This is a genomic window from Caulobacter sp. 05T431, from assembly GCF_056665975.1.
Genome location: NZ_JBFTKU010000005.1, coordinates 107216 through 126620, shown reverse-complemented (window position 1 = coordinate 126620; position 19405 = coordinate 107216). Strand labels below are relative to the sequence as shown.

General features: G+C 70.3%; 20 protein-coding genes. 8 read left to right on the top strand and 12 right to left on the bottom strand.

Annotated elements, in window-relative coordinates; translation table 11 throughout:
* Positions 1–16: 16 nt before the first annotated feature.
* The 4 genes from AC1U89_RS06805 to AC1U89_RS06790 form a co-directional block, all read right to left on the bottom strand.
* Positions 17–1165 (bottom strand): acyl-CoA dehydrogenase family protein, encoded by a 1149-nt coding sequence (locus AC1U89_RS06805; RefSeq protein WP_479898967.1) that lies wholly within the window; start codon positions 1163–1165, stop codon positions 17–19.
* 322 nt (positions 1166–1487) lie between these two features.
* Entirely contained in the window at positions 1488–3767 is a 2280-nt protein-coding gene (locus tag AC1U89_RS06800) for a S8 family peptidase (RefSeq protein WP_479898966.1), read from the bottom strand.
* 25 nt (positions 3768–3792) lie between these two features.
* Positions 3793–5235: an amino acid permease gene (locus AC1U89_RS06795; RefSeq protein ID WP_479898965.1), complete on the bottom strand. Its 1443-nt coding sequence runs from the start codon at positions 5233–5235 to the stop codon at positions 3793–3795.
* 187 nt (positions 5236–5422) lie between these two features.
* A complete protein-coding gene (locus tag AC1U89_RS06790) occupies positions 5423–5677 on the bottom strand; it encodes a DUF6356 family protein (protein ID WP_479898964.1) in 255 nt (84 codons plus the stop codon).
* A 121-nt stretch (positions 5678–5798) separates the two neighbouring features.
* On the opposite strand from AC1U89_RS06790, the gene AC1U89_RS06785 reads away from it, so the two are divergent.
* From AC1U89_RS06785 to AC1U89_RS06765, 5 genes are all read left to right on the top strand, one after another.
* On the top strand, positions 5799–6266 hold the full coding sequence (locus AC1U89_RS06785) for an Lrp/AsnC family transcriptional regulator (RefSeq protein WP_479898963.1): 468 nt from the start codon (positions 5799–5801) through the stop codon (positions 6264–6266).
* Between the two features lie 184 nt (positions 6267–6450).
* The gene (locus tag AC1U89_RS06780; RefSeq protein WP_479898962.1) at positions 6451–7566 is read left to right on the top strand and encodes a pyridoxal phosphate-dependent aminotransferase; all 1116 of its coding nucleotides are present in this window, start codon (positions 6451–6453) and stop codon (positions 7564–7566) included.
* Positions 7567–7789: 223 nt separating this feature from the next.
* Complete coding sequence (locus AC1U89_RS06775) at positions 7790–8164, top strand: hypothetical protein (protein ID WP_479898961.1); 375 nt, start codon at positions 7790–7792, stop codon at positions 8162–8164.
* Between the two features lie 128 nt (positions 8165–8292).
* Positions 8293–8709 (top strand): NAD(+)--rifampin ADP-ribosyltransferase, encoded by a 417-nt coding sequence (gene arr / locus AC1U89_RS06770; RefSeq protein ID WP_479898960.1) that lies wholly within the window; start codon positions 8293–8295, stop codon positions 8707–8709.
* 500 nt (positions 8710–9209) lie between these two features.
* Entirely contained in the window at positions 9210–9662 is a 453-nt protein-coding gene (locus tag AC1U89_RS06765) for a hypothetical protein (protein ID WP_479898959.1), read from the top strand.
* A 2-nt stretch (positions 9663–9664) separates the two neighbouring features.
* Here AC1U89_RS06765 and AC1U89_RS06760 read toward each other — a convergent pair whose 3' ends face one another.
* Positions 9665–10294, bottom strand: coding sequence for a TetR/AcrR family transcriptional regulator (locus tag AC1U89_RS06760; protein WP_479898958.1), 630 nt, complete (start codon positions 10292–10294; stop codon positions 9665–9667).
* A gap of 269 nt (positions 10295–10563) precedes the next feature.
* On the opposite strand from AC1U89_RS06760, the gene AC1U89_RS06755 reads away from it, so the two are divergent.
* The 3 genes from AC1U89_RS06755 to AC1U89_RS06745 all read left to right on the top strand — a co-directional run bounded on the left by AC1U89_RS06755 (position 10564) and on the right by AC1U89_RS06745 (position 13417).
* Positions 10564–11394, top strand: a complete 831-nt coding sequence (locus AC1U89_RS06755) for a UDP-2,3-diacylglucosamine diphosphatase (protein ID WP_337688746.1) — start codon at positions 10564–10566, stop codon at positions 11392–11394.
* Positions 11394–12485, top strand: coding sequence for a glycosyltransferase family 4 protein (locus AC1U89_RS06750; RefSeq protein ID WP_479898957.1), 1092 nt, complete (start codon positions 11394–11396; stop codon positions 12483–12485). The genes AC1U89_RS06755 and AC1U89_RS06750 overlap by 1 nt, the downstream gene beginning before the upstream one ends.
* Before the next feature lie 200 nt (positions 12486–12685).
* Positions 12686–13417: a helix-turn-helix transcriptional regulator gene (locus tag AC1U89_RS06745; RefSeq protein WP_479898956.1), complete on the top strand. Its 732-nt coding sequence runs from the start codon at positions 12686–12688 to the stop codon at positions 13415–13417.
* Between the two features lie 151 nt (positions 13418–13568).
* Here AC1U89_RS06745 and AC1U89_RS06740 read toward each other — a convergent pair whose 3' ends face one another.
* From AC1U89_RS06740 to AC1U89_RS06710, 7 genes are all read right to left on the bottom strand, one after another.
* On the bottom strand, positions 13569–16199 hold the full coding sequence (locus tag AC1U89_RS06740) for a glycoside hydrolase family 3 C-terminal domain-containing protein (RefSeq protein ID WP_479898955.1): 2631 nt from the start codon (positions 16197–16199) through the stop codon (positions 13569–13571).
* A gap of 302 nt (positions 16200–16501) precedes the next feature.
* Positions 16502–16813 carry a hypothetical protein gene (locus AC1U89_RS06735; RefSeq protein ID WP_479898954.1) on the bottom strand — a complete coding sequence of 104 codons (312 nt, stop codon included), beginning with the start codon at positions 16811–16813 and terminating at the stop codon, positions 16502–16504.
* Positions 16810–17052, bottom strand: coding sequence for a hypothetical protein (locus tag AC1U89_RS06730; RefSeq protein ID WP_479898953.1), 243 nt, complete (start codon positions 17050–17052; stop codon positions 16810–16812). The genes AC1U89_RS06735 and AC1U89_RS06730 overlap by 4 nt, the downstream gene beginning before the upstream one ends.
* Positions 17052–17390 (bottom strand): DUF6481 family protein, encoded by a 339-nt coding sequence (locus tag AC1U89_RS06725; protein WP_479898952.1) that lies wholly within the window; start codon positions 17388–17390, stop codon positions 17052–17054. Before AC1U89_RS06725 ends, AC1U89_RS06730 begins: the two co-directional genes overlap by 1 nt.
* Positions 17390–17515 carry a hypothetical protein gene (locus AC1U89_RS06720; protein ID WP_479898951.1) on the bottom strand — a complete coding sequence of 42 codons (126 nt, stop codon included), beginning with the start codon at positions 17513–17515 and terminating at the stop codon, positions 17390–17392. The genes AC1U89_RS06725 and AC1U89_RS06720 overlap by 1 nt, the downstream gene beginning before the upstream one ends.
* A gap of 538 nt (positions 17516–18053) precedes the next feature.
* A complete protein-coding gene (locus AC1U89_RS06715) occupies positions 18054–18473 on the bottom strand; it encodes a hypothetical protein (protein ID WP_479898950.1) in 420 nt (139 codons plus the stop codon).
* Positions 18474–18518: 45 nt separating this feature from the next.
* A complete protein-coding gene (locus AC1U89_RS06710) occupies positions 18519–19259 on the bottom strand; it encodes an enoyl-CoA hydratase/isomerase family protein (protein ID WP_479898949.1) in 741 nt (246 codons plus the stop codon).
* Between the last annotated feature and the right edge of the window lie 146 nt (positions 19260–19405).

The window sequence follows — 19405 nt, the reverse complement described above, 5'->3', positions numbered from 1 at the left end:
AACGGCCGCGCGGCCCCTACCCGCCCCGCTTCAGCGTCTCGCGGGCGATGACCAGCTTCTGGATCTCGCTGGCGCCCTCGTAGATCCGGAAGATCCGCACGTCGCGGTACAGGCGTTCGATGCCGTAGTCGGCGACATAGCCGGCCCCGCCGAAGATCTGCACCGCCCGGTCGGCCACCCGGCCCACCATCTCCGAGGCGAACAGCTTGGCCGCCGCCGCTTCCAGGGTCACGCCCGCGCCCGTGTCGCGCAGGCGGGCGGTCTCAAGGACCAGGGCGCGGGCCGCCAGGGCCTCGGTCTTGCTGTCGGCGATCATCGCCTGGACCATCTGGAAGCTGGCCAGCGGCGCGCCGAACTGCTTGCGCTCGGAGGCGTAGGCCACGCAGTCGGCGATCAGCCGCTCGGCCACGCCCACGCAGACCGCCGAGATGTGCAGCCGCCCCCGGTCCAGCACCTGCATGGCCACCTTGAAGCCCTCGCCCTCGGCGCCCAGCCGGTTCCAGGCCGGCACGCGGACATTGTCGAAGGTGACGTCGTGGATGTGGGCGCCCTGCTGGCCCATCTTCTTCTCGGGCTTGGAGACCTCCAGGCCCGGCAGGTCGCGCGGCACCAGGAACGCCGAAACGCCGCTGCCGCCCTTGGCCTCGGGATTGGTGCGGGCCATCACCGTGAACAGCGAGGCCTTGCCGGCGTTGGTGATGAACCGCTTGCCGCCGTTCAGCACATAGTCGTCGCCGTCCCGCGTGGCGCGGGTCTGGACGGCGGCGCTGTCGGACCCGGCTTCCGGCTCGGTCAGGGCGAAGCTGGTGACGATCTCGCCCGAGGCGATGCCCGGCAGCCACTTGGCCTTCTGCTCGTCGGTCCCGAACATCACCAGCCCTTGGCTGCCGATGCCGACATTGGTGCCGAACACCGAGCGGAAGGCCGGCGAGGCGCGGCCCAGCTCGATCCCGACCAGGCACTCCTCCTCCATGTTCAGGCCCAGGCCGCCGAAGTCCTCGGGGATCGACAGGCCAAACAGGCCCAGGCCCTTCATCTCCTCGACGACCTCGGCCGGCACGGCGTCGTCCTCGGCCACCTTGGCCTCGATCGGGCGCAGCCGCTCGGCGACGAAACGGCGGACCGTGTCGATCAGCTGCTCGCGGGTCTCGAGGTCCAGGGCCATGGCGTTCCTTCCGCTTCAAACATTTGTTTTGAGCGGACTGTAGCGACGGAACGGCGGAAAGGAAGGGGGCCACTTGAATCCCTCTCTCTTTGAGAGAGGGAGGGGCCCGCCGCCGAAGGCGGTGGGAGGGTGAGTGGTTACAGCCCCTCAGAACAAGCTCCGACGAAGGCTGCCGCGCTTCGACGACCGCATCGTGGTGGACATCTGAACAGGTTTGAGGCGCTCAACAGCCCTGGATTTGCCGGCCAGCGGTGAAACCTCTCACCCTCCCACCGCTACGCGGCGGGCCCCTCCCTCTCTCTTTGAGAGAGGGATTCAAGGCCTAGAACCGCGATCGCCAGGTCGCCATCGCCCCCAGCTCCGGCGGCGCGTCGGCCTGGTGGCCCGGCTGCAGGGCCAGGCTGGTGCGCAGAACCAGCGAGCGCAGCGGGCCGAAGGCGCGCTCCACGCCCGCCGTCAGGTCCAGTTCGCGGCCGTCGGGGGCGGCGCTGAAGCGGCGGGTCGAGAAGGTGATCGGGTCGTCATAGGCCAGGGGCACGTCGGCCAGCGTGGCCTGGAACTTGCCGCTCTCGATGCGCAGGGGCTGGGAGACGCCGAAGGTCAGGCGCGAGCAGGACCAGCCGATCAGGGCGCAGTCGGCGCCGGCCTCCAGCCGCCAGGCGCTGCTGATCGCGCGGTCCAGCGACAGCAGGCCCCCCTCCACGCCCGTGCGGCCGATCGACAGGTCGGCGTGCAGCGACAGGCCGGGACGCGGATAGAGGTCGAGCGCCGCCGCCCCGAACCGGGTCCGGGCCGGCAAGGCCAGGGTCGTGCCGGGCGTCAGGTACGAGCCCAGCGGGCCCAGGGGCTCGTCCAGCGAGCCGCCGGTCAGGCTGAGCAGGGCGTCGCCGATCTGCATCATGCCGGTGGCCGAGGCGTAGGACGAACCCTGGATTTCGGTGATCTGCAGCGGCCGGCGCGGATGGGCCGAGCCCTGTTCGGCCAGCAGGGCGAAGCGGCCCAGGCGCAGGGCGGCCTGGGTGCTGCGGTCGGGCTGGGCGATGGTCTGGAACGCGTCGCGGCCGGCCGGGCCCGCCGGGGCCGGGGCCCCGCCCTCGCCGGTCCAGTTGGAGAAGCTGAGGCGCCCGAACGCCGCCTGCACCCGCATCGAGCGCATCGGCTGGGGCCCCAGGGTCAGGGACGGCTCGGGCTCGTGGGCGCGCTCGTCGAACACCGGCCCCTCCACCGAGACCGCCAGGTTCAGCCCGCCCAGGGCCGGCCCGCCCACCACCACCTGGCTGGAGGCCTGGATCGGCGGCGGGGTCAGCAGGGCGCCGCGCCGCTGGCTGGGAACGCCGGCGGCCAGGTCGACCGAGAACAGGCGCTTGTAGTCGTCGTGGATCACCGTGGTCAGGCCGTCGGTGCGCCGCAGGGCCGAACCAAAGGCCGAGCCCACATTGCCGCCGACGCCGGGCCCGGTTAGGGGCGCGGTCGCGCCGTCGGGCAGGGACAGGCTGCTGGTCCCCACCGGCGCGAAGGCCCGGGCCAGGTCCAGGCCGCCCCGGCCGTAAGTGGAGTCGGTTCCGGCGGTCCCCAGGTCGGCGGCGGTGCGCAGCAGGATGTCGACCGCGTCGCGGCCCGAGAGGTTGGGGAAGGCCTGCATCAGCAGGGCCAGGGCGCCCGAGACCTGCGGCGCGGCGAACGAGGTGCCCGAGACCGACACGCAGCCGGTGGTGTCGCACTCGGTGGTGATGCTGTCGCCGGGCGCGGACAGGTAGCCGTTGGCGGCCGAGCCGGCCTTGTTGGAATAGCTGGCCATCACCCCGGCCTGGGTCAGGGCGCCGACCGCGATCACCGAGCCGGCGTAGCGCGGGTCGACGGCGTAACGGGCCGGCCATGAGGATTCGGCCGCGCCGTCATTGCCCGACGAGGCGGCGATCACCACCCCGGCGGCCACCGCGCGGGCCAGGGCGCCCTCGAACCGGGGGCCTTCGGGGCCGTCGCCGCCCAGCGACAGGTTCACGACCCGGGCGCCCTTGGCCACGGCGTAGTCGAGGGCGTCGGCCAGGGTGTCGGAATCGAACACGCATTCGGGACAGCCGACGGTGGCCACGCGGCTGTCGTCGGCCCGGATCGACAGGATGGTCGAGGCGTAGGCGACGCCGATCGTGCCCGCGCCGTTGAAGCGCGCGGCGATGATGTCGGCCACGCGGGTGCCGTGGCGGCTGGTTCCGACCAGTTGGCCGCGGCCGACGATGTCGGTGGAGTCGGCCGACACCGCCCCGACCAGGTCGGGCTGGCTGGCGTCGACCCCGGTGTCGACCACCGCCACGGTGATCCCCTGGCCGGTCGCGCCCTTGGCGTAGGCGCTGTCGGCGTGGATCGCGCCCAGGTTCCAGCCGCGCTGGTACTCGGCGCCGCCCGAGGTGGGGTAGGTCGGCGGGGGCGGCGGAGGCGGCGGCGGCGGAGGTGGAGGTGGAGGCGGTGGAGGGGGCGGCGTGACGACGCCCGGCGAGGGTCCCCCGCCGCCACCGCCGCCGCACGCGGCCAGCGGCGCCAGGACGAGCAGCGCCCAGACGCTGGGTCGATACAGGATGGACCGGACGAAACGCTGCAAAATCACCCCCAGAGATCGTCCCGAGTCTGGTCTACACCTTTCCGGCCTCGGCCCGCGCCAGGGCGCTGCGTCGCACCCCGTACAGGAAGTACACCGCCGCCCCGATCAGGTGGGCGTACAGGAAGTAGCGCTGGGTCTTCGAAGGCAGGCTGTAGAACAGATAGAGACAGCCGAGGATGGCGCCGGGCGCCACCAATTGCCACAGCGGCGTGGCGAACACCCGCGGCCGATTCGGGTCGCGCATCCGCAGGATGATCACCGACAGGCCCACGGCGATGAAGGCGGCCAGGGTGCCGGCGTTGGCCAGGGAGGCGATCTCCTTCAGCGACAGCAGGCCCGAGATGCCCGCCGCCAGGACGCCCGTCAGCAGGGTCATGATGACCGGGGTGCCGGTCCTGGTGTTCACCCGCGACAGGGCCTCGGGCAGCAGGCCGTCGCGGGACATCACGAAGAAGATGCGGCTTTGACCGTACATGAAGGCCAGGATCACGGTCGGCAGGGCGACCACGGCGGCCAGGGCCACCACCTGGGCCATGGCCGGATGGCCCAGGCTCTGCAGGATGAAGACCAGCGGCGCGCCGACCTTGGAGAAGACCTCGGTGGGCGAGGCGCCGATCGCGGCGGCCGCCACGACCATGTAGATCACCGAGCAGGCCAGCATCGAGCCGACGATGCCGATCGTCAGGTCGCGCTTGGGATCCTTGGTCTCCTCGGCGGCGGTCGAGACCGCGTCGAAACCGTAGAAGGCGAAGAAGATCACGCTGGCGGCGGCCATCACCCCGACCTTGGCCTCATCGGCGCCGGGAAGCGTGTGAGCACCGAAGCCGTTGGGCATGAAGGGCGTGAAATGACCGGCGTTGAACGCCGGCAGGGCCAGGGCGATGAACAGGACCAGGGCCGCGATCTTGATCACCACCAGCACCATGCTGACGGTCGCGCTCTCCCGCGTGCCCAGTGACAGCAGCCCGGCCACCGCCATGGAGATGATCACGGCCGGCAGGTTGATCAGGCCGTGGGTTCCGTCGGCGAAGGTGTGATGCGGGCCGAACAGCAGGAACTCCGGCAGGCCCGCCATGCGGAACAGGCCCGCGGCGTGGTCGGACCAGCCCACCGCCACGGCGGCGCAGACCAGGGTGTATTCGAGGATCAGGCTCCAGCCCACGAACCAGGCGACCGGCTCGCCCATGGCCACGTAGCTGTAGGTGTAGGCGCTGCCCGAGGCCGGGATCATGGTCGACAGTTCGGCGTAGCACAGGGCCGCGCAGGCGCAGACCAGGCCCGCGATCAGGAACGACAGCATCACGCCCGGACCGGCCATGCCGGCCCCGTCGCCCACGAGCGTATAGATGCCGGTGCCGACGACGGCCCCGACGCCCAGGGCCACCAGGTGGTACCAGCTCAGGGTCTTCTTCAGGGCGTGCGCGGCGTCGCCGCCGGCGGTGTCGATCGCCTTGCGGCGGTTCCAGAAGCTCATTCAGTCCTCCCGACTCTCGGGCGGGACCTTGGGCTAGGCGCGCCGCGCCGCCAAGGGGGAGATTATGCTCCGCCGACGACGGATTCTGACAAGCTTGTGTGGTGACCGCTCACAAGTGGGGACGGAAGCCGCCTATCGAATCCCTCTCTCATAGAGAGAGGGATTTTTAGGCCGTCCCGCCTGAGCCCTAGATCACCGCGTCGAACGCCGCCCAGTTCGGGACCTCGGTCCCGGCCGACTTGCGGCCGCGGTTGGCGATGCGGGTGTAGAGCGTCTTCACGCAGCGGCTGCCGGTGGTCTCGAACAGGAACGGGAAGATCCCGTGGATGAAGCAGGCCGCGCCGCCCAGCAGCATCGGGACGGCGAAGCTCCAGGCCACGCCCATGTGCTCGGCATAGGTCTCGTCGACGGTGCGTGGGTGGCGGGTGAAGAGGTCGAGCATGGTCCAGGCCCCGTGAGAACGTGGTTCCATGATGCCGTGGTTCGCGAGAATGCCATGGTCGAAGTCGCGGCTTCGCGGTAACCAAGGAGAACTCCATTCTCCATTTTGACCCACGAAGAGAATGATACAGCTGGATCACATCGACCGACGCCTGCTGGCCATCCTACAGCAGGACGCCACCGTGCCCATCGCCGAGCTGGCCGAGCGGGTGGGCCTGTCCCAGACGCCGTGCTGGAAGCGGGTCAAGCGGCTGCAGGACAGCGGGGTGATCACCGCCCGCGTCGCCCTGATCGACCGCGACGCCCTGGACCTGCCGCTGACGGTGTTCGTGGCCGTGAAGACAGGCCGCCACGACGAGGCGTGGCTGGAGACCTTCGCCAACGGCGCCAAGGCCCTGCCCGAGGTGGTCGAGTTCTATCGGATGAGCGGCGACGTCGACTATCTGCTCAAGGTCGTGGTCCGCGACATCGCCGCCTACGACCGCTTCTACCGCCGCCTGATCGCCACCGCCCCGCTCACCGACGTGTCGTCCAGCTTCGCGATGGAGCAGATCAAGTTCACGACGGCGTTGCCGATAAGCCTTTCCTGATTGGCCGGTTGATCCTGTCACGAACCGCTGCTCGACTGCCGTCCGCGCTTGAAGGGTTGTCATCCCGGAAAGCGCGCAGCGCTTGTCCGGGACCCAGGTGAACCGCAACGCTTCCGCCCAGTCCCCTGGGTCCCGGACAGCCCCTGCGGGGCTTCCGGGATGACAAACGTATGGGGATCGAAAGATGGACACGACGCGGCGAAGCGCATTGGCGGCCCTGACCGGTGGAACAGCGCTGGTTCCTTTTCTGGCCGCCGCCGCCGAGACCTCGGTCGACCCGACCGCCCCGCCCGCCATCCGCGCCCATCTGGGCGTCACCGAGAACCCGTACGGCCCCAGCCCCGCCGCCCGCCAGGCCGCCGCCAAGGCCGTGACCGAGGCCGCCTACTACGCCTGGGAGCTGGAGCCGCCGCTGATCGCGGCCATCGCGAAACGGGAAGGCGTGTCGCCCGACCAGGTGGGCCTGTGCAACGGCTCGTTGGAGGCTCTGTCGCTGCTGTCGGCCGAGTTCGCCAAGGCGGGTCCGATCGTCTCGCCCCAACCCAGCTACGCCACGCCGCTGCTCTACGCCGAGCGCCGGGGCGCCAGGCTGGACTGGGTCCCGCTGGCCGCCGACAACCAGATCGACCTCGCGGCCCTGGGCGCGAGGAAGACCGGGGCCGGGACGGTCCCAGGGGCGATCTATGTCTGCAACCCGAACAACCCGACCGGCCTCCTGCTCGACCCCGACGCCCTGCGCGCCTTCTGCGTCGAGACCGCCAAGATCTGCCCAGTGATCGTCGACGAGGCCTATATCGAGATCAGCCCCGACCCGGCGCGCTGCTCGATGGTCGACCTGGTGCGGGCCGGTCACGACGTGGTCGTGGCCCGCACCTTCTCCAAGGTCTATGGCATGGCCGGCCTGCGGGTGGGCTTCGTGATCGCCCAGCCCGAGCGGATCAGGCAGCTGAAGAGCCTGATCCCCACCCACAAGGGCCGCCCCGGCCTGGCCGCCGCCCTGGCCTGCTACGGCGACCCCGCCTATCTGGCCGGGACCAAGGCCTATCTGGAGGGCTGCCGCGAGAAGATCTACGCGATCTGCCGCGCCAACGGCCTGACCTGCCTGCCCTCGCACGGCACCTACGTCTTCGTGGACTGCGGCCGGCCGAACCTGGCCTTCCAGAAGACCCTGGCGTCGCTGGGCGTCGAGGTGCGGGTGTTCGACAGCCCTCGCCACCCCACCTGGATCCGCGTGGGCACCGCCAGCCCCGCCGAACTGGACTATTTCGCCCAGGTGCTGCCCCGGGCGCTGAAGGCGTAGGCGCGGAAGTTATCCACAGGGGTCGTGACTGAAGAAGGGGACACACACTCACCCCACGGCCTCGACGAATCTTCGCCCGCCTTGCCGTGAGTGTGTGTCCCCCAAGTCGGCCGAGACGCCTCTATCCCCGCAAATTCCAAACCCGCCCTCAACGAAATCAACGCGCTACACGAAAACGCACGTTTCCGATCCCCACCCTCCGGGACGGCCGCACACTAGGGGCATGAACCAGACCCAACACACCCCCGCTCCGCCCCTGACCCCGGCCATCGCCTGGCGCCAGGCCCTGCAGACCAAGCTCATGGACGCGCTGGACGCCGCCTGGGCCATCATCGAACGCAGCGTCGATCCCGCCGAGATCCGCGCGGCCCTCGACCGGGCCAAGGCCGTCGGCGCGATCGCCGTCATGGGCCGCAAGGTGGCCCTGCTGGAACCGACGCCGCGCGCGGCCCCGACCAAGGCCGTCACGGCGCCCGGAACACCCGCCGACCTGTCGCTGGAGCCGCTGAACGCCGCTATGGCGCCGGTGGCCGCCCAGGCGGAGCACGCCCGGCGGGCGCTGGACAAACTGAAGGGGGGACGGCGCGGACGGCTGTGAGCCCCTCGCCTGGTACTGATCTGGGGCTGAAAAACCCAAGTTCAAGAATTGGCGGCCGGCGATTTATGCGCAGTCTGTGGCGCCCTGGCGGGAACCTCGGTTCCCGGTCTCAGAAGGGCCCCTGATCGATGACCACCGCAGCCACCCCGTTCGTCCAGGCTTTCTTCCACGGCACCAAGGCCGACCTGAAGGGCCACGACCTGATCGCCCCCGGCCACGCCTCCAACTTCGGCCGGCGCCGGCCCGCGGCCTTCGCCTATGTCAGCGCCACCCTGGACGCCGCCGTCTGGGGCGCGGAACTGGCCCAGGGCGCGGGGCGGGGCCGCATCTACGTTGTCGAGCCGACCGGCCCGCTGGAGAATGACCCCAACCTGACCGACAAGAAATTCCCGGGCAATCCGAGCCAGTCCTTCCGCACCCGCGACCCCTTGCGGATCCTCGGCGAGGTCACGGGCTGGACGGGACATCCGGCGGAGCAGCTGGAGGCGATGAAGGCCGGGGTGGCGCGGCTGGAGGCGCAGGGCGAGGAGGCGATCGAGGATTAGAGGGCAAGGGTCTGAATCCCTCTCTCTTTGAGAGAGGGAGGGGCCCGCCGCCGGAGGCGGTGGGAGGGTGAGTGGTTTCACCGCCAACCGGAGAGTCCGGAGCGGTTGGGCGCCTTCAAAGGAGGTCACCTTCCCACCGTCGATGTCGCTGTTCCGTCAGAGCTGGGTCCTGAGAGAGTGTAACCACTCACCCTCCCACCGCTTCGCGGCGGGCCCCTCCCTCTCTCAAAGAGAGAGGGTTCAAGAAACGCGCCCCCGGAAACACCCCAGACGTCATCCGCCAGCGGCGAGGCCTCGCCTTAGACCCTTGGAGGCGAGCTCGCCCTGGCGTCTGGCCGTGTCAAGGACCGCCTCCGGCGGCCGCGCCGCGGCGGCGCGACGCGCCGTCCTTGACACGGCCAGACGCCAGAGCTCCGATCCACCAAGGGTTTAAGGTGAGGCCCATCCGGGCCGGATGGGTTTCTCGAACGACCCGCCCGGAAGCTCTCTCAAGGCCCTTCATGACGACCGAAATTCAAAGCCCCCTCCGGACGCCCTCCGGTTTCAATTCGCTCGACGTCCAACTGGGATGGCGCGGCGGCTGGAAGGGCGGTGGAGACCTGTTCGACATCCGTCACCGGCCCGGCGTGCAACGGCGCCTGATCGCCGAGTACGAGGGCGACAGCGGCTCGGCCTGGGTGGTGGTCGAAGACCCCGTCAGCTACCGCGTTTGCGACGAGCGCGAACTTCTTCCCTACTGGGACCAGCGAAGCGAGGAGGGCGTGCGGATCTCGTTCGCCTACGAGATCGCCCGAAGCGCCTATCTGGACGAAATGGCCAATGGGCTGACCGCCCTGAGCGGCGGCGTGCTGCGTCACTTCCTTTTGAGCGGCCAGAACCTCTGCCTAGAGGTGATCGCTACCGATCTTCCCGAAATCCTCTACGAGCGTCCGGACTCGCTCGCCGGGGACTGACCTCAGTCCGGCCACAAATCCTGCACGTCCCCCTTGCGGTTCAGCATGTGCGTGGCCCGCTTGATCAGCATCAGCAGGCGTTCGCGCCGGCCGTCGTTGTCGTAGGTCAGGGACGCCCGGGCCAACCCCTCGAGCATGAACCGCGCCAGATCCCGCGACGCCTGGAATCTGGGCCCCGCCCCGGCGTGGAGGATCTTCAGGAAGTGGTCGCCCGCCTGGGCGCGGTCGAACTCGGCCTGGGCCGGGGCCAGCAGGGCCTGGACGGCGGGGTCGGTGCGGCCGGCGGCCTCCAGCTCGGCGAAGGCCAGGAACGGCACGGTGTGCAAAAGGTCCCAGTAGCTGTCGATCGCGTGCTCGGTGACGTCGGCGCCCTGGGGCAGGGTGTCGGCGGCGGCGCGGAACAGGGCCGAGCGCTCGGCCTGGACGTGGGCCACGGCCGCCTCGACCAGGGCCTCGCGGGTGGGGAAGTGGTACAGCATCGCCCCGCGCGTCAGGCCGGCGGCGTCGGCGATCACCGGATTGGTCGCGGCGTGGTAGCCGATCTCGGCGATCAGACGCATCGCCTGGTCGAGAATGCGCGCCCGGGTCTTCAGCGACTTGGGCGTGTCCTTGGCGAGGCGAGCGGCGTCCATGACTCTTGATCTAGTGAAAGCGATGTTGCGCTGCAACAGCATTGGGCTGGCAAAGCTTTGCCTTGTCCAACAAGATTTATCCAATGGTGAAATTTCGGGCGCTTGTGCGACGCAGCGTCGCGCCGTGTGCGGATCGCCGTTTCACGAAAGCGACATGCAATCAGCTTAATCGCCGGCTCATGGCCCCCCAGGACACCGGGGCGCGCCGGAGCATGGCTGGTCCGGGGGGACCGGAGGCCGAACGCCGACCTGAACCGCTGGAGGGGCACATGGTCACCGACACCGACATCGAGATCCGCCGCTACCGCTCGGTCTTCATCAGCGACATCCACCTGGGCACCCGCGGCTGCCAGGCCGAGCTGCTGCTGGACTTCATCCGCCACGTCGAATGCGACAAGCTGTTCCTAGTGGGCGACATCATCGACGGCTGGAAGCTGCGCAGCGGCTGGTACTGGCCCCAGGCCCACAACGACGTGGTCCAGAAGATCCTGCGCCTAGCGCGCAAGGGCGTCGAGGTGATCTACGTGCCCGGCAACCACGACGACCGGGTGCGCGACTTCTGCGGCGTGCACTTCGGCGGGGTGGTGGTGGCCCGCGACGTGATCCACGAGGCCGCCGACGGCAAGCGCTACCTGGTGGTGCACGGCGACGAGTTCGACGGGGTTGTGCAGCACGCCAAGTGGCTGGCCTTCCTGGGCGACTGGTCGTACCGGACCATCCTGATGCTCAACACCCTGCTCAACCGCGCCCGTCGCCGGCTGGGCTTCGGCTACTGGAGCCTGTCGGCCTTCCTGAAGGTCAAGGTGAAGAACGCCCTGCAGTTCATCGAGAACTTCGAGGCGGCCGTCGCCGACGAGGCCCGGCGGCGCGGCGTGGACGGCGTCATCTGCGGCCACATCCACAAGGCCGAGATGCGCGAGATCGACGGCGTGCTCTATGTGAACGACGGCGATTGGGTGGAAAGCTGCACCGCGCTCGTGGAGCATCTGGACGGACGGCTCGAAATACTGGAATGGTCAAAGCTTAGGTCCTGGTCGGTTATCGACCGGGCGCGGGCGCTCACCCTCGAGCCCCCGATACCGGAGCCTGCCGCCGCCTGATGCGGATACTACTCGCAACCGATGCCTGGGAACCCCAAGTCAATGGCGTGGTCCGGACCCTCACCAAGGTGATGGCCGAGCTGAAGGCCATGGGCCATGAGGTCGATGTCGTCAGCCCCGACCAGTTCCCCACCTTCCCGCTTCCGACCTATCCGGAGATCAAGCTGGCCATCGGCGCCTACGAGCCGGTGATGGAGCGCTTCAAGTCGTTCGAGCCCGAGGCGATCCACATCGCCACCGAGGGTCCGATCGGCCTGGCCGCCCGCCGCATCTGCCTGGAATGGAAGCTGCCGTTCACGACCAGCTACCACACCCGGTTCCCCGAGTACGTCTCCGCCCGCCTGCCGCTGCCGCTGTCGGCCGGCTACACCTACATGCGCTGGTTCCACAAGCCGTCGGGCCGCCTGATGGTCGCCACCCCCACCATGCGCGACGAGCTGGTGCGCCACGGCTTCCGCAACATCTCGCCCTGGACCCGGGGCGTCGACACCGACGTGTTCAAGCCCCGCGTCGAGGGTGAGCCGGACGTGTTCGAGGGCCTGGCCCGGCCGATCTTCCTCAATGTCGGCCGCGTGGCCGTGGAGAAGAACATCGAGGCCTTCGCCAGCCTGGACCTGCCCGGCACCAAGGTGATCGTCGGCGACGGTCCCCAGCGCGAGGAGCTGGCCGAGAAATATCCCGACGTGGTGTTCACCGGCGCCAAGTTCGGCGAGGAGCTGGGCCGCTATTTCGCCTGCGCCGACGTCTTCTGCTTCCCGTCCCTGACCGACACCTTCGGCCTGGTGATCCTGGAGGCCATGGCCGCCGGCGTGCCGGTGGCGGCGTTCTCGGCCCCCGGGCCGATCGACATCATCCCCGGCTCCGGCGCCGGCGTCCTGGCGCCGGGCCAGACCGACGGCCTGCGCGAGGCCTGCCTGGCGTGCCTCGACATCGACCACGCCGCGGTCCGCAAGTTCGCCGAGGGCTTCTCGTGGCGCGCCTGCGCCGAGGAGTTCTACAAGAACCTGCAGCCCTATCCCGAGCCGGAGAAGACCCGGTTCTGGCGGCGGCTGCGGCGGCTGGCGCGGTTGCGGCGCAAGCCGGCGGCTTAAGCGCGGCGAACACTTGCCCCCTACGGACCGCTTCGCGGTCGTCTTCCCCCGGAGGGGGAAGAGGCATCCGCCCCCTATGGGGGCGGACAGACCGCGTAGCGGTCAGGTGGGGGCAAGTGGGTGAGCCCCCATCGCCTCCCCCTGGCCGATCCCCGCTTCATCCCCTACTCTGCCCTCCTCGAGGGGCCGAGTATCTCCACGTGTTGAACACCGCCGAACAGGAAGCCTGGAGCTTCCTCAGCAAGGCGCCGCACTATGCGGGGCCCGACGAGGTCGAGGCGCATTTCGGCCGGGCGATCGCGGCCTTCGGCTACGACCGCTTCTGCGCCACCCTGATCAACGCCGAGCAGCTGGGCCGCGAGCCGCCCACCCTCAGCCGCCGAGACTTCGACGCCTGGGACGCCCGCTACTGGGGCGAGCGGCACGTGGTCCACGACCCGTGCATCAAGCTGCTGCAGAAATCGACCCGCGCCTTCGCCTGGACCGACGCCAAGCCGCTGGGCGACAACCGCGCCCGGGCCATGTGGGGCGAGGCGTCGGAGTTCGGCATGAACGACGGCTATGTGGTGCGGGTGTTCGGCCCGGCCGGCCACGAGGTGCTGATCCGCATGGCCACCGAGGCGACCACCACCGACCCTACCGCCCGCGCCGTGGTCGAGAGCCTGGCCACGGTGTTCGGCACCATCATGCTCAAGCACTGGGAGCTGCAGGACGATAACCCCGACTACGGGGTGATCTCCGAGCGCCAGGCCCAGTGCCTGTACTGGGCCAGCCGGGGCAAGACCGACTGGGAGATCGGCGCGATCCTGACCCTCTCGCCCCGCACCGTGCACCACCACATCGAGGCGGCGAAGAAGCGCCTGGGGGTGGTGAAGCGGCAGGAAGCGGTGATGAAGGCGGGGGAGCTGGGGTTGTTGGCAAAGGTGGTGTGAGGTTCCTTTTTTGATGCCGCTCATCCCGGCGAATGCCGGGACCCAGATCACAAAGCCGAGTGGCTGATTGGAAGAGCTCAGCGCTCTTGGCGTCAGCCTCAAAGCCATTCCATCTGGGTCCCGGCATTCGCCGGGATGAGCGGATCAATAATCAGTTCGCCAACCCCTTCGTCCCCTCCACGGTGAACGTCGCGTCCACGCCCGGCGCCCGCTCCATCCCCGCCCGCGTCACCGGCTGCCCGCCGCCGATCCACAGCTTCACCGGGCCCGGCTGGACGCTGCGCGCGCCGTCGGCCGCGACCGTGCTCATCGCCAGGGCGTCCAGCTTGAACGCCACATGCTTGGTCTCGCCCGCCTTCAGGTGGACGCGCGTGAAGCCCTTCAGCGCCCGCGCCGGCGCCCCGGCCACGTCGCGCGTGACATAGAGCTGCACCACCTCGTCGCCGTCGCGCGCCCCGCTGTTGGTGACCTCGACCGCCACCATCTGGTCCTCGCCCGCCTTGACCGCCGTCCGCGCCAGCACGGGCGCGCCGTAGCTGAACCGGGTGTAGCTGAGGCCGTAGCCGAACGGATACAGCGCCTCGCCGCCGAAGTAGCGGTAGGTGCGTCCGGCCATCGTGTAGTCCTTGAACGCCGGCAGCTGGTCGGCCGAGCGGTAGAAGGTGACCGGCAGGCGCCCCGCCGGGCTGAAGTCGCCCGCCAGCAGGTCGGCCACCGCCCGGCCGCCCTCGCCGCCCGGATACCAGGCCTCGACGATGGCCGGCAGGTGGGCGTCGGCCCAGTTCACGCTCAGGGCCGAGCCGTTCATCAGCACAAGGACGACCGGCTTGCCGGTGGTCTGGAGGCGCTCGAGCAGCCCCTCCTGCGGGGCGGGCAGGTCCAGGCTGGTGCGGTCGCCGCCGGCGAAGCCCTTGGCCCGCACCGACATCTCCTCGCCTTCCAGCTTGGCCGTCAGCCCGCCGACGAAGACCACCAGGTCGGCGGCCTTGGCCGCGGCCACGGCGGCGTCGGCGCCGCGGCTGGGCCGGCTCCACTGCAGGCGCATGTCGCCCCGGTCGCCCGACTGGGTGGCCTCGACCACGATCCGGCTGGCCTTGCCGGCCGTCAGGACCGCCTCGCCGTCGGGCGCGGAGTCCTTGGCCCGGGTCCAGGCGTCGACCACGGTCTTGCCGTCGACGATCACCCGGTAGCCGCCCTCGCCGGTGACCGAGAAGCGGTGGACGCCCGTCTCGGTCGGGACCAGGGTCCCGGTCCAGCGCATCGAGGTGGTCCGCGCCTGGCGCTGGGGCCGGCCCCAGCTGAACGACGCGTTGGCCGCGGGCTCGGCGGCGCCGGCGGGACCGGTCAGATCCAGGCCCTGGAAGGTCTCGACCTTCAGGTCCTTCAACACGCCGTTCGGCACGTCCTCGCGCGGGGCCGCGGTCCAGCCCGTGCCCTCGACGAAGTCGATCCGGGCGTCCGGGAACCGCGCCTTCAGCCCCGCCAGCACGGTGACCGGCTTGGACGGCGTGCCGTTGTAGTTGCCGACCAGGGCGTCGACGCTGTCGGCGTTTGGGCCGATCACCGCGATCCGCGCCGGGGCGGTCTTCAGTGGCAAGAGGCCGTCGTTCTTCAGCAGCACCATCGCGGCCTTGGCCGTCTCCAGCGACAGGGCGCGGTGGGCCGGGGTGTCGTTCTCGGCCGCCGTGATCTTGAAATAGGGCACGCGCTCGGGCGGGTCGAACAGCCCCAGCTTCAGGCGGGCGACGAACAGCCGGCGGACCGCCTGGTCCAGTTCGGCCTCGCTGACCAGGCCGTCCTTCACGGCCTGGACGATCGGGCCGATGTCGCTGCTCTTGTTCTCCCCGAACTCGGCGCAGAACAGGTCGGTGCCCGCCTTGATGCTGACGGCGGCGGCCTGCTCGGCGGTCTTCACATAGCCGTGCGAGGTGGGCAGGAAGACGTCGGCGATGGCCGCGCAGTCCGAGACCACGTGGCCGGAAAAGCCCCAGTCGCGCCGCAGCCGGTCGGCCAGCAGCGGGGTGTTGGCGCAGGCCGGCGCGCCGTCGACGGCGTTGTAGGCGCACATCACCGACTCCACCTTGGCCCGGGTCACCAGCGCCTTGAAGGCCGGCAGGTAGGTGTCTTCGAGGTCGTGGGCCGAGGGGTGGACGTCGTCGCGATGGCGGTCGGCCTCGGGCCCGCTGTGGACGGCGAAGTGCTTGGCCGTGGCCACGGTCTTGTAATAGGTCGGGTCGTCGCCCTGCAGGCCGGTGGCAAAGGCCACGCCCAGCTCGGCGGTCAGGTAGGGGTCCTCGCCCCAGGTCTCCTGGCCCCGGCCCCAGCGCGGGTCGCGGAAGATGTTGATGTTGGGCGACCAGACGGTCAGGCCGCGATACTGGGCCGAGCCGCCGTCGGGGGCGCGCTTCTCCACGTACTTGGCGCGGAACTCGGTGGCGATGGTGTCGGCCACGCCGTGGATCCTCGGGACGTCCCAGGTGGCCGCCATGCCGATCGCCTGCGGGAAGACCGTGGCCTCGCCCGCCCGCGCCACGCCGTGCAGCCCTTCGCTCCACCAGTTGTAGGCCGGCACGGAGAGGCGCGGGATGGCCGGGGCGGCGTGCTTCAATTGCGAAGCCTTTTCCTCCAGCGTCATGGCCGAGACCAGGGCGGCGGCGCGGGCCTCGGGCTTCAGGGTGGGGTCGAGGAACGCCGCGGGAGCCTGGGCGCGGGCCGTTCCGGCCGCCAGGGCCAGAGCCAGGGCGAGCGCGTAGCCCGACGGTTGGATCGCTGAAGCCTTCACGCGTTTCCCCTTGTCCCGCGGCCGTTGGAGGGCCGTCTCATCCGGTGCGACACCGGTGTCAGGGCGGTATCTAGACACAGCTTGCGCGTGCGGGACAGCGAAAAAGGTACCGGTACCTTTGTTACCTCCAACGCTCCCTTCTTTGTCCGTCATCCCGGGCCTTGTGCCCGGGACCCCTCTGTCCGTCGCAGGTGTGGAGGGGTGGCGCGCCAGCGCGCCATTGTTCTTCACCGTCAGCTGAACCAGGGGTCCCGGGCACAAGGCCCGGGATGACGATTGAAAGGAGAGGGTGGGACGCGCCCCTACCCCGCCAGCCAGGCCACGGCGCGCCGCAGCAAGGCGATCATCCCGGCGCCGAACACCGCCAGCAGCACGCCGACCGGGACCAGCATCAGCAGGTTCCCCCAGTGCAGCCAGCCGGCCGTGCGGGCCGCGATCAGGGCCAGGGTCAGCACCAGGGCGGCGAGGGCCACGGCGGCCCACAGGCCCGGCCGCGCGCTGCCTCGGCGCGGGGAGGCCTGCCAGCGGATCAGGCCGCCGATCCTGCGCTGGGACGCGATCCGGCGGGAACCTTCGCCCCGCGCGCGCCGTCGCCGTCCGGCCCGGGCGCTCATGGCCGGTGCGCCTCGATGACCCGGCAGCGGACGCTCCAGCCCTCGGCGCCCCGGTCGGTGAAATCGGTGACCACCAGCTCGAAGACCTCGTCGTCCTGGGCCAGGGTGCACAGGTCGCCCACCCGCATCGGCCGGGCGTGGCGCGAGCGGATGTGGGCCTCGCGCAGGTCCACGAGGTTGTCGCACTGCAGTTCGTAGTCCTGCGACCCGAACGGCGAGACTGGGATCCTGCCCGCCATCACTGGCGCGACTTGCGGGCCGCGTAGCGGGCGTCGCGCTTGTCCTTGGCCTCGGCCTCGGTCGGGACCTTGGCGCGCTTGCGCTCGGCGCGCTGGCCGGCCACGGCGGCGGCCTCGGCGACGACGGCGTCGGCCGCCGCCTTGCGGACGGTCCGGGCCGCCTGGCGTTCGGCCCGCACGGCCTTCAGCTCGGCCGCCGCCTCGACGCCGCGCTCGGCGAACAGCGGGTCGGCCACGGCCGGCTTGGGCCTGAACTTGGCCAGCAGGGCCTGCTTGGCCTCCGCGGCCGTCTTCAGCCGGTCGGCCAGGCCGGCGCCCTTGGTGTCGGTCTGGGCCATCAGGTCTTGGTCCCCCGCAGGGCCTGCGGATCGATCGGCCGGGGCCGCGAGGGCTGGCCGCCGGTCGAGCGGGGATCGTTCAGGCCCTTGGGGCCCGGGGGGCGCGTGCCGGTATAGGTCTTCATGGGGCTACTTCTTCTTGGCGGTCAGGGGCGACAGCAGGGTCGGGGCGGCGGCGGCGATCACCTTGGGCTTGGCGGTCTTGGGCTTGCGGACTTCGCGATTGCCTTTGGACATGGGGCGTTCCTTTTCGGAGGGTGGGACGCGCGCGATCGGGCGCCCGGGCCGGGCGGCCCGACGCGATGCGCGCGGCGATGGAGCGATGTCAGGTCCCCAAAGGGCGCTGGTCGTGGCGATTGACGGTCATGCGACCCCTTTCCGGGGTGCGTCGAGACGGCCCGCCAAGCGGACCGGCACTCGCCGGCGGCGCGTCCTAGCGCCTTGGGGGGCAGCTTACCACGTCCGGGGGTGAGCCGTTGGAAATACGTCACGCCCCCAACGTCCGTCATCCTCGGACTTGTTCCGAGGACCCCTGTTTCAGCCGCGAAGAAGGGCGATCCGTGGAGCGGCGAGGTCGCGACCCAACCCCAAACGGCAAACCCGCCGACAGAGGGGTCCTCGGAACAAGTCCGACGATGACGGCGTGAGTGTGGTCGACAGCTCCTAGCCCCGCCGGCCGACCAGCCTCGCGGCCTGCAGGCACAGCACGACGGCCCCGGCCAGCGCCGCGTCCACCCCGATGAAGACGGCCAGGAAAGGGTCGAGGCCGCTCAGCGTCCCCCCGCGAGGGAGCTCCTGGAACATCAGCAACCCGGTCGCGACGATTGCCGCCAGCAGAATCAATCGCACCGCGGCGTTGACGCCGCGATAGGTCCTGGCGGTCGGCGCCGGAAGCGCGGCGACCTCGGCGTCCAGGGCGTGATTGTTCAGCCCCCGCCGCAGATAGGCGCCGCCCAGGACGAGGATCAGGCTGGCCAGACGGATGTCCAGTCCCCAGCGACGCCCCGCGAGGACGGCGGCCTGCAGCAGCAGGATCAGCAGGATGGCCTGCAGCAGGACCTCGAACTCAATTCGTCTGAACATGCGCGCTCCGTAACACCCCAAGCTAGAGCTTGAAGAGGCCCGCCCCTACCCCCTTTTGAACAACGCCGCTCGCTTGGCCATGAACGCCGCGATCGCCTCGCGATGGTCGGCGCTGGCCACCAGGGCCTGCAGCTCCTCCTCGACATAGGACCGGCCGTCGACCACCCGCTTGGTGGCCTCCACCGCCAGGGGCGCGCGCGAGGCGATCCATTCGGCCAGGTGGAAGGCCTCGGGCAGCAGCCGTTCGGGCGCGTGGACGGCGGTGACGATGCCGTCCGCCAGGGCCCGCTCGGGCCCGAACTGAGCGCCGGTCAAGAGGTGGGCCTTGGCCCGCGCCACGCCGATCAGCCGGGGCAGCCGCGTGACCGAAGCCATCAGCCCGATATTGACCCCCGAGGCGGCGAACACCGCCCGGTCGCTGGCCAGGCGGATGTCGCAGGCCAGGGCCAGCTCCAGCCCGCCGCCGAAGCACCAGCCGTCGATCGCCGCGATGGTCGGCACCCGCAGGCCCTCGATCCAGTCCATCAGCCGGTTGAAGTTCTCGACCGCCGCCAGGGCGTCGGGGGCGGCGCGGCCGTGGGCCTCGCGCAGGTCGTCGCCGGCGCAGAACACCCCGCCCCGGCCGGTCAGCACCAGGGCCCGGGTCTCGCGGTCGGCGGTGATCTCGTCGAGGATCTTCACCAGCTGGGCCCGCACGGCCAGCCCCAGGGCGTTGGCCGGCGGGGCGTCCAGCTCCAGCAGCAGGATCGAGCCGGTGGGGCGGGTGACGTGGATCATCGCGCTCATCGGGGGAACGTGGCCGATGCGCGCGGGTTTGGAAAGCTGAGCCACGGCGCGGGCCGGGACTGGAACGGAGGGTCGTTTCGCGCGCAACCATGCTGCGATGCAACAATTTTCCGCTTGCCAGAGTTAAACGCTTGTCACAGCTTGGT